10 protein-coding genes and 1 pseudogene are annotated in these 8,627 nt (G+C 61.4%); 4 read left to right on the forward strand and 7 right to left on the reverse strand.

Going from position 1 to position 8,627, the window contains the following annotated elements:
* The first annotated feature begins 8 nt into the window (after positions 1-8).
* Entirely contained in the window at positions 9-485 is a 477-nt protein-coding gene (locus ABI_RS12430; protein WP_006273353.1) for a hypothetical protein, read from the forward strand.
* Positions 486-660: 175 nt separating this feature from the next.
* On the opposite strand, the gene cckA is transcribed toward ABI_RS12430, so the two are convergent.
* From cckA to fliQ, 4 genes are all read right to left on the reverse strand, one after another.
* Positions 661-2,736 (reverse strand): cell cycle histidine kinase CckA, encoded by a 2,076-nt coding sequence (gene cckA / locus ABI_RS12435; protein WP_157138881.1) that lies wholly within the window; start codon positions 2,734-2,736, stop codon positions 661-663.
* 289 nt (positions 2,737-3,025) lie between these two features.
* Positions 3,026-4,102 carry a flagellar biosynthesis protein FlhB gene (flhB, locus tag ABI_RS12440; RefSeq protein ID WP_006273355.1) on the reverse strand — a complete coding sequence of 359 codons (1,077 nt, stop codon included), beginning with the start codon at positions 4,100-4,102 and terminating at the stop codon, positions 3,026-3,028.
* A 256-nt stretch (positions 4,103-4,358) separates the two neighbouring features.
* Positions 4,359-5,180, reverse strand: coding sequence for a flagellar biosynthetic protein FliR (gene fliR / locus ABI_RS12445; protein WP_006273356.1), 822 nt, complete (start codon positions 5,178-5,180; stop codon positions 4,359-4,361).
* Positions 5,181-5,186: 6 nt separating this feature from the next.
* A complete protein-coding gene (fliQ, locus tag ABI_RS12450) occupies positions 5,187-5,450 on the reverse strand; it encodes a flagellar biosynthesis protein FliQ (RefSeq protein ID WP_006273357.1) in 264 nt (87 codons plus the stop codon).
* 110 nt (positions 5,451-5,560) lie between these two features.
* Between fliQ and ABI_RS12455 the strand changes: the two genes are divergently transcribed.
* On the forward strand, positions 5,561-6,499 hold the full coding sequence (locus tag ABI_RS12455) for a DUF1152 domain-containing protein (RefSeq protein ID WP_006273358.1): 939 nt from the start codon (positions 5,561-5,563) through the stop codon (positions 6,497-6,499).
* Positions 6,500-6,505: 6 nt separating this feature from the next.
* Here the strand turns inward: ABI_RS12455 and fliE are convergent, their stop codons facing one another.
* Genes fliE through flgB form a run of 3 tightly spaced genes read right to left on the reverse strand, consistent with a single transcriptional unit; the run spans position 6,506 to position 7,669 of the window.
* Complete coding sequence (fliE, locus tag ABI_RS12460; RefSeq protein ID WP_157138927.1) at positions 6,506-6,814, reverse strand: flagellar hook-basal body complex protein FliE; 309 nt, start codon at positions 6,812-6,814, stop codon at positions 6,506-6,508.
* Between the two features lie 14 nt (positions 6,815-6,828).
* A complete protein-coding gene (gene flgC / locus ABI_RS12465; RefSeq protein WP_006273360.1) occupies positions 6,829-7,245 on the reverse strand; it encodes a flagellar basal body rod protein FlgC in 417 nt (138 codons plus the stop codon).
* A gap of 10 nt (positions 7,246-7,255) precedes the next feature.
* Positions 7,256-7,669, reverse strand: coding sequence for a flagellar basal body rod protein FlgB (gene flgB, locus ABI_RS12470; RefSeq protein WP_006273361.1), 414 nt, complete (start codon positions 7,667-7,669; stop codon positions 7,256-7,258).
* Between the two features lie 210 nt (positions 7,670-7,879).
* Between flgB and ABI_RS12475 the strand changes: the two genes are divergently transcribed.
* Both ABI_RS12475 and ABI_RS12480 read left to right on the forward strand, forming a co-directional pair.
* Positions 7,880-8,221 carry a FliO/MopB family protein gene (locus ABI_RS12475; protein ID WP_006273362.1) on the forward strand — a complete coding sequence of 114 codons (342 nt, stop codon included), beginning with the start codon at positions 7,880-7,882 and terminating at the stop codon, positions 8,219-8,221.
* Between the two features lie 121 nt (positions 8,222-8,342).
* A pseudogene (locus ABI_RS12480) lies at positions 8,343-8,627 on the forward strand (flagellar type III secretion system pore protein FliP); the annotation flags it as partial.

Raw genomic sequence — 8,627 nt, forward strand, 5'->3', positions numbered from 1 at the left:
GACTTCATATGCGTAAATTCATTCTGGCGGCCGCGGCCGGCCTGCTTCTGCCCGTAACGGCTTCCGCCGCCTCCTTCACCGTCGAAGAACTGGCGGCCGGCGAAGGCCATGAGGGCGACTGCTATACCTGGCTGGCACGCGAGCCCGCCGAAGATCCGTCTCGCGCCATCTTCGAAGATGTTGGCGGCCGCGCCTATATCAAGGTCGACGGCCAGGTCCTCAGCCTGCGCGCTTCAGGCGGCAACCGCGGCGAAGAGCATTCGACCGCGACCTTTGAAGACAAGACCACCGGGCTGACCGTGGCCCAGGACCTCGTCATCGAACAGGCCAGCGGTGCCGATAACTGGGGCGCCTACATCGTCAAGGGCAAGCTGAAGATTACCTATCAGGGTGAAACACAGACGATCCGCGTTCGCGGCAAAAGCGTCTGCGAAGCGCCGGAACGCAGCGCAGTTCCGTCCGACCGCAAACGCCCGCAAAAATGATCGTTCCGAAAATGGGTCAGGCTCGCCTTCAAGGCTGAGCCGAAAAGGGCGGGTTTCGAGAACCGGAGCGGAGCGTGCTGTGCTCAAGGAGCGAAGCGGTAGCACGCTGGAACTCAGTACGTGAGCACCGGAAGCGCAGAAAACGGCCCTTTGCAGGCCAGCATCACTCATTTTCCTACGCCGCCAGTTGCTCCTTGACCTTCTCCGCCAAGGTCTTGATGTCCAGGGGCTTGGGCAGGAAGCTGACGTTCTTTTCCTCTTCCAGCAGGTCCGAGAATTCCGACTCGGCATAGCCCGAGATGAACATCACCGGCACATTGCCGATCATCGGCCGCGCGCGTTTCAGCATCGACGGACCATCCAGACCCGGCATGATGACGTCCGAGATCAGCAGGTCGAACTTGCCGTTCTCTGCCTCGATGATCTCCAGAGCCTCTTCGCCGTCGCAGGCTTCGATCACCTCATAGCCGCGCTGGCGCAGAAGATGGGCCGCAATGCCGCGCACGATCTGCTCGTCCTCGACGAACAGGATACGGCCGACGCCCGACAGGTCCTTGGGCACCGGCTTGGCCGCGGCCTCCGGCTTGGGCGCGGCGGGCGCCTTTTCCTCTTCAACCCAGACCGGCAGGAAGATGCGGAAGGTCGCACCCTGCCCCAGCTTGGAGTCGATCTGGATATGGCCGCCGGCCTGGGCGATGATACCGTGCACGGTCGACAGGCCCAGGCCCGTCCCCTCGCCCAGCGGCTTGGTGGTGAAAAAGGGCTCGAAGACCTGCGAGATGATCTCCGGCGGGATGCCCGGTCCAGTGTCCGACACCTCGATCAGAGCCGCGCCCTGGGCCGGAGCCGTGTCCCAGCCGCGCCACTTGGCTTCAGCCTGGGTCAGGGCCTTGGCGGCGATCATCACCTTGCCGCCGCCCTGGGCCTTCATAGCGTCGCGGGCGTTGACGACCAGGTTCATCATGACCATTTCCATCTGCCCCTTGTCGACATGGACATTGGGCAGGTTGCGGCCGTAATCGGTCTCCAACTTGACGTCCTCGCGCACAAGACGGCGCAGCAGGACCTCGGCCTCACTGACCATTTCGCCGACATTCATGGTGACGCGCTTGACGGTCTGTTTGCGGGCAAAAGCCAACAGGTTGCGCACCAGGTCCTCGGCGCGGACGATGATCTGCTTGATGCCGTTCAGGTCGTCATAGGACGGATCGCCTAGGGGGTGGTTGAGCAGCAATTGGTCGTTACGGAACTTGAACCCGGTCAGCAGGTTGTTGAAGTCGTGCGCCATGCCGCCGGCAACCTGGCCGATGGCCTGCATCTTCTGCGACTGGACCAGGGTCTGTTCCAGCTTCTTCTGTTCCGACACATCGAACAGGAACAGGCTGAAGCCGCCGGCAACCGCCGAGACATAGATCTGAACCGAGCGCGTCGCCTTGGCGGTCAACTGGATGTCGAACGGCCCGGCCTTGCCGGTGCGCAGCTTTTCGGTCAGGTCGGCGCGCGAATTCTCGGTGACCAGGGCGCCGAAATCCAGCCCCTTCAGGTCGTCCGGGGTCTTTTCGACCAGGGCAGCGAAGACGGTGTTGTAGTCCTTGATGCGTGAGGCGAACAGGTCGCCATTGCCGGCATTGTCGATGATCAGGGCGGCGCCGAATGGGGCGGACCCGGCAAAGGCGTCCATCTCGGCCGGCGGCATCTCGGCCTTGACTTCGGCCTCGCTGTCGTCAAGCAGGAAGCCGGCCTGTTTGATCGGATTGACGTCTTCATGATGCAGCATCAGGCCGTTGCCCAGAACGCCTTGCGAGGCGGCGCGGACGAGGACCAAATCTTCGCCGAGGCGCGAGGCGACCATTTCGTAATCAAAACCACCCAGACGCACCAGGGCGCGGCCCTGGCCTTGCGACTTGGCTTCACGCAGGGCCACGAACAGGGCGGGCGCTTCGTCGCCTTGCGGCAGGCGACGCTGGCCACCGCCGGCATCGCGCCAGGCGGCATTGACGGCGAGGATATGACCATCGAAACCGGCGACGGCGGCCGGTTCTTCGAGGGCACCGACAATGTCGGAACCGGTGAAGCCCTCGGCGCTGAGGATTTCCTCTTCGGTATTGAACGCAAACATGCCGAGGAAGATGACACCGGCAAAGGCAACGAGGATAATGGCCAGGACGACGCCGATGGGCAGCTTGCCCGCCACCAGCCACACGCCGAAACACGCCGTCGCCACAACGCCGGCGACGATGGCCAGACTCATGGGACTGGCTATCTTTTCCAGTCGTGCCAGTTTCCCCTTGGCAGTCGGTTTCGCAGCGGCAGGCTTGGAAACGCCAGGCTGGGAAACGCCAGGGCTGGAAGCAGCAGGCTGGGCTACGCTTTCCGCGGCGGGTTTGATTTCGGCACCTTGACTATCGGGCAAAGCGGTATCCTCACACAACGCGTGGCTGTGCGGGCGGCAATCGCCCGAGCAGCGAATCACAGACCAGAGTGTATCCCATTTGACGAAAGTGCGCGCTGATTCAAAATTTATAAGAATCCGTGGGTTATCAGAACCCGCGGCGCTTCTTCGCCAGGACGAAGCTGATCACCTGGGCAACGGCGGCGAAATGTTCTTCGGGGATGGTCTCGTCGACATCGATGGCGGCATAGAGCGCCCGCGCCAGAGGCACGTCCTCAACGATCGGGACATTGTGCTTGCCGGCCTCTTCGCGGATCTTGAGCGCCAGGGTGTCGACGCCCTTGGCGACACAGAGTGGCGCCTGCATCTGGCCCATCTCGAACTGCAGTGCTACGGCATAGTGGGTCGGGTTGGTGATGACCACGGTGGCGTCCTTAACGTTGGACATCATACGGCGGCGAGATTTTTCCATGCGGATCTGGCGCAGCTTGGCCTTGATGTGCGGGTCGCCTTCCATCTGCTTGTATTCTTCTTTTTGCTCCTGCTTGGACATCTTCATGCGCTGCATGAAGCGGAAGCGTTGCCACATGTAGTCGGCCGCGCCTTCGATAAACAGGAAGATGCACACCGCTATGGCCAGGGCGACGAAGACATCCATGGCATAGGGCAGGATCAGCAATGGCGAGGCCTTGGCCAGGGCCATGATTTCGTACAGCTTGCCTTTCAGCACCTGCCACACGATGGCGCCGGTGATGATCAGCTTGACGACCGTCTTGGCAAACTGGATCAGGGCATCAAAGCCGAACAGACGCTTGAAGCCTGACATAGGGTTCAGCTTGGTCAGGCTGGGCTTCAGCTTTTCGGTCGTGAACATCAGGCCGGTCTGCATGACATGGCCGCCGATGCCCAGAAGCAAGGTCACGCCCATGACGATGATGACGATCGGCAGGAAGGCAAACACCATCTCCCTCATAATGGTGACGCCGCCGTCGCCTTCCAGCGAACCCAGCAGTTGCTGGGGGTGCGCCAGGAAGGGGATCAGGTCGTCGACCAGGTCGCTTGACAGGGAGGGACCATAGAGAGCGATAACGGCGCATGCCCCGATGAGAGACAGCGCCTGGGGTAAGTCGGCAGATTTCGCAACATCGCCTTTTTCCCGCGCCTGCGAGAGTTTCTTGGCGGAGGCCTCTTCTGTCTTGTCCTCGCTATCGGGTTCCTCAGCCATGGGCGGCCTGCGGATGGGTTAGACGTGACAAAACAACGCAGACTTCCACTCTCCTATACTCCCCCGTTATACGGGGGAGGTGGCTGCAAGCGACAGCGCGCAGTCGGAGGGGGATTTCCTGGCGCGGCAGGCGGGGCGGCAGCCGACACGCCGGCGGGCCCAATCCCCCTCCGTCTCAGTTGCTGCCGCAACTGATCCACCTCCCCCGCATTGCGGGGAGTATAGTGGAGGAGGGAAGCCACCAGGCGTGCATGTTCTAGCTCACCCCTTTGATGAAGTAGGCCAGCAGCTCTTCATAGTGTTCGATGAACACCATGCCGGTCGCGCCCAGGCCCAGCGCCATGATGCTCAACCCGGCCAGCACGCTGACGGGGGTGGCGGCGAAAAAGACCGGAAAATTCGGCATCATCCGCCCGATAAACCCGGTCGCAATGTTGAAGATCAGGGCAAAGGCAATCAGCGGCGCCGACATCTGCAAGGCCAGCAAGAAGGTCTTGGTGACGGTCTGTAACATCAAGGTGGTGGCGTCTCCGACCATGACATCGCGGGTTGGAGCGAAGACCTGGTAGGAATCGACCATGGCCCGGATAAACAGGTGATGCAGATTGGTGGCATAGATCAGCACCATGCCCAGCATGGCCAGGAAGGTGCCCAGCGAGGTCGACGGCTGAGCCTGGGCGGGGTTGGCCGTCTGGGCAAACGACAGTGTCGTCTGAAGCGACATGATTTCCCCGGCGATGACCAGGGCGAAGATCAGCACGCGCATCAGGGTCCCGATCATCAGTCCGATGATGATCTCATGCAGGGCTATCCCCAGCATATCGCCCAGCGAGTTGGGCAGGGGTGGCAAGGTGTTGCCGACGATCGGGGTGATGACCAGGGCCAGCATCAGGGCCAAGCCGATACGAAGGCGCGCTGGCACGGCCTGGTCACCGAGACCCGGCATCAGCATGATCATGCTGGCCAGACGCAGGAGGATCAGGCCGACCGCCCAAAGCTGCGTGGCGGTGCCAAAATAGGAGGTGACGTCGGCTTGCCCGCTGACCGCTCCGCGCAGGGCAAGTTCCTGAAGCAGCATGGCGGCTTACATCGCCGCGATCTTGTTGACGACCTCGTGCATGAACCCGGCCAGCAGCGTGCCCATCAGCGGCAGCAGCAACAGCAGGGCCAGGAAGATGCAGATGATTTTGGGGGCATAGATCAAGGTGGCTTCCTGGATCTGGGTCAGGGCCTGGAACAGGCCGATGGCGACACCGACCACCAAGCCGACCAGCAGGATCGGCGTGCACAGTTGGATGGTCAGCCAAATGGCATCACGGCCCACGCCCAGAACTTCGGCACCACTCATCATCAACCTCACGTCTTACGCCCCGGCAATTCCTGCCGGCTTTACCCGGCCGATTTTGCCGGGTACGTGGTTAAGATGAGATTAAAACTCGACTCTTTCGGCTGACCCAGATGATTCTTCCCCTCTCCGAGCTGTTTCAGCCCGAGCGCCGCGTCCTGATCGCCGGCGCCGGCGGTGGTTTTGATGTTTACTGCGGCCTCCCATTGGCTCTGAGTATCGTCGCCGCTGGTGGTTTCGTCGTATTGGGCAATCTGTCATTTACACGTGTTGCGCAGTGTGGCGGCGAGAGAATCTCCGATGCCGCATGGCGGGTGGACCGGCAGGCAGCGGAACTTCCTTACTTTCCTGAAAAATGGCTATGCGAGTGGCTTGGACGACAGGGGCTCGAACTTCCGGTCTATGCCTTCGACCGAGTGGGAGTGGCACCCATTGCCGATGCATATCGCGCTGTTATCACAACCCATGCCATTGATCGCGTCGTCCTCGTCGATGGCGGCACCGACAGTCTCATTTTTGGCGACGAACCGGGCCTAGGGACTGTCTGCGAGGACGCTGTGTCTCTGGTAGCCGCGGACATCGCTACGGGTGGGCAAGCCATACTCGCAGCTATAGGTTTCGGAATCGACCATTTCCATGGCGTCTCGCACCATAGCTTCCTGGAAAACGTCAGCAGGATGATCCGTCGCAACGGCTTCCTCGGAAGCTTCAGTCTACCGACGGACACCCGGGAAAGTCGGGCTCTGCTAGACCTCATCGAGTATGCCAACCAGCGTCAGCCCCTGCATATGAGCATTGTCGTCAATTCCCTGGCAGCGGCCTTGCGGGGCGAATTCGGTGACTACCATACGACGTCACGTACGACCGGGACGGAGTTGTTCATCAATCCGCTCATGCTTCAGCTGTGGTGCTTCCGGGTGCATGCGGTCGTTCGCGAGATGATCTACGGCGACGCCTTACGGGACACCAAAACGGCGCATGAGGCCCAAGCCGTTATCGATGCCCACCGCGAAGAGGTAAGTGTCCGTCCTCGCAGACCGGTTCCCCTTTAGGGACCATCAAATCGGCATGCGCATGATTTCCTGGTACGCTGAAATCACCTGATCGCGGATAGCAATCACGCTCTGCAATTGGAGCTCGGCGCTGGACACGGCCGTCACGGCATCAATCAGTTCGGCCTGGCCGGCCTGCTGCTGGACCATCATATGCTCCGCCGTCTGCGTGCTCTTCATGGTCTGTTCCATGGCACCTTGCAGTATCTTGCCGAAGTCGGGCGCCTGCACGGCCTCCCCGCCCCCGCCATCTCCCAGGGTGTTGGCCTGCTTGACAGCGGCGCCATAGGCGCGGGCAGCGGCGAGGGGAGTCATCATGGCCTAAGCCCTTATTTCTGCAGGATGTTGAGGATTTTCTGGTTCATGTCGCGCGCCGTCTCGATGACGTTGAGGTTGGCCTCGTAGGCCCGCTGGGCCTCGCGCATGTCCATGGATTCGGTCAGGGTGTCGACGTTCGGACGCTTGACATAGCCCTGAGCGTCGGCCGCCGGATGCGACGGGTCGTATTCGGTGGCGAACTCCTTCATATCCGGCACCACCCGCGCCAAGCGCACGCCCGTTGCGCCATCGATATTGGTCGACTGGAACACGGGAATCTGACGGCGATAGGGATCGGCGCCCGGCGTCGTGCCCAGCGAACTGGCGTTGGCGATGTTTTCGGCCGTAACACGCATGCGCGCCTGCTGGGCCTTCATGGCCGAGGCGGCGACTGCCATAGCGGAGTCGGAACGGATCTCTTTTACCATAATCTACTCCTTAACGGCCGGGAACCTTCACGGCCATACGCATCATCGCCATCGATTTCTCATAGAAGCCGACCGCCGCCTGAAACTGCATCCGGCTTTCGGCCATACGCAGCATCTGCTCTTCCAGCACCACGGCGTTACCGTCCATGGTGGTTTCGGAGTCCGGCGACAGCACCACCTTGGCGCCTGGCGAAAAGGGTGTCGCCGGTGCCATGTGCTGGGTGTTGGTCATGGTCAGGCCCAGATTGCCCTGCGGCGTCTCCCCGCGTACCATCTTTTCGAAATCCTGCGGTGACAGGTCGTGCGGCTTGAAACCCGGCGTCGACGCGTTGGCGACGTTTTCGGCCACCACCTTTTGCCGGTCGCTATGCCAGCCCATACGGGACTTCAACGCGCCCATCAGCGGTATGTCCGTCAAACTCATGACGCACTCCTAACCAGCGGGCCGACAGGCCGGCCCTATTTTTTGACGCCTCATATTTAGCCAAAAAGTGGCAAACCACTTTTTGGCATGAGGCTGTACGGCAAATTATTCCCACCTTTTGGTTAATGAAGGCTTTAAGTAAATCGGGCGTTAACCATTCCAAGGCCACAATAGCCGCCGAAGGGTACCTCCCGTACCCAAAGGTTGCGGATGGACTTCCTCAATATTCTGAAAGCGGTCTTTGCCCTGTCGATCGTGCTGGGGCTGATCCTGGGCCTGGCCTATGTCCTGCGCCGCTATGCGCCGCAGGTGATGGCACGTCTGCAGGCCCAACGCGGCGAACGCCGGCTGAAGGTGGTCGAGACCCTGGTGCTGGACCCTGCGCGCCGCCTGGTGCTGGTGCGGCTGGATGACGAAGAACGGCTGATCCTTCTGGGCGAAGGCCGCGAACTGATCGAGCCGCGCCTTAAGCCGGCGCCCCGCCCTGCCCCGACCGCTGCGGCGACGAAGCCCGCGTCCCCTCCGGTGAGCCAAGATGACGACCTGTTCTGAGTACCCTGTCGTGAAATCGAAAAAGCAACTCACCGCCCCCTCCCCAAAGCCGTCAGGCTTTGGCCAGCGCGACCGCGCGCCCGAGCCTTTGCGAGGCGCCCGCCCGGCGTCTGAGGGCGGAATGGTGATGAATTTGATCGTCCTGGGGACGTTCGTGCTTGGCTTTGCGATGATGATCTTCCCCTACGAAGCCGTCGCGCAGTCGGTGAATGTCGATCTGGGCACCGGCGGCGGGCTGTCGTCGCGGGTGGTGCAACTGGTCGGGCTGATGACGGTGCTGTCGCTGGCGCCGTCGATCGTCATCATGACCACATCGTTTATCCGGATCGTGGTCGTGCTGTCGCTGCTGCGCACAGCCCTGGGGCTGCAACAAAGCCCGCCCAATGCCGTGATCATTTCGTTGTCG

It is taken from the genome of Asticcacaulis biprosthecium C19 (genome assembly GCF_000204015.1).
GTDB lineage: Bacteria > Pseudomonadota > Alphaproteobacteria > Caulobacterales > Caulobacteraceae > Asticcacaulis > Asticcacaulis biprosthecius.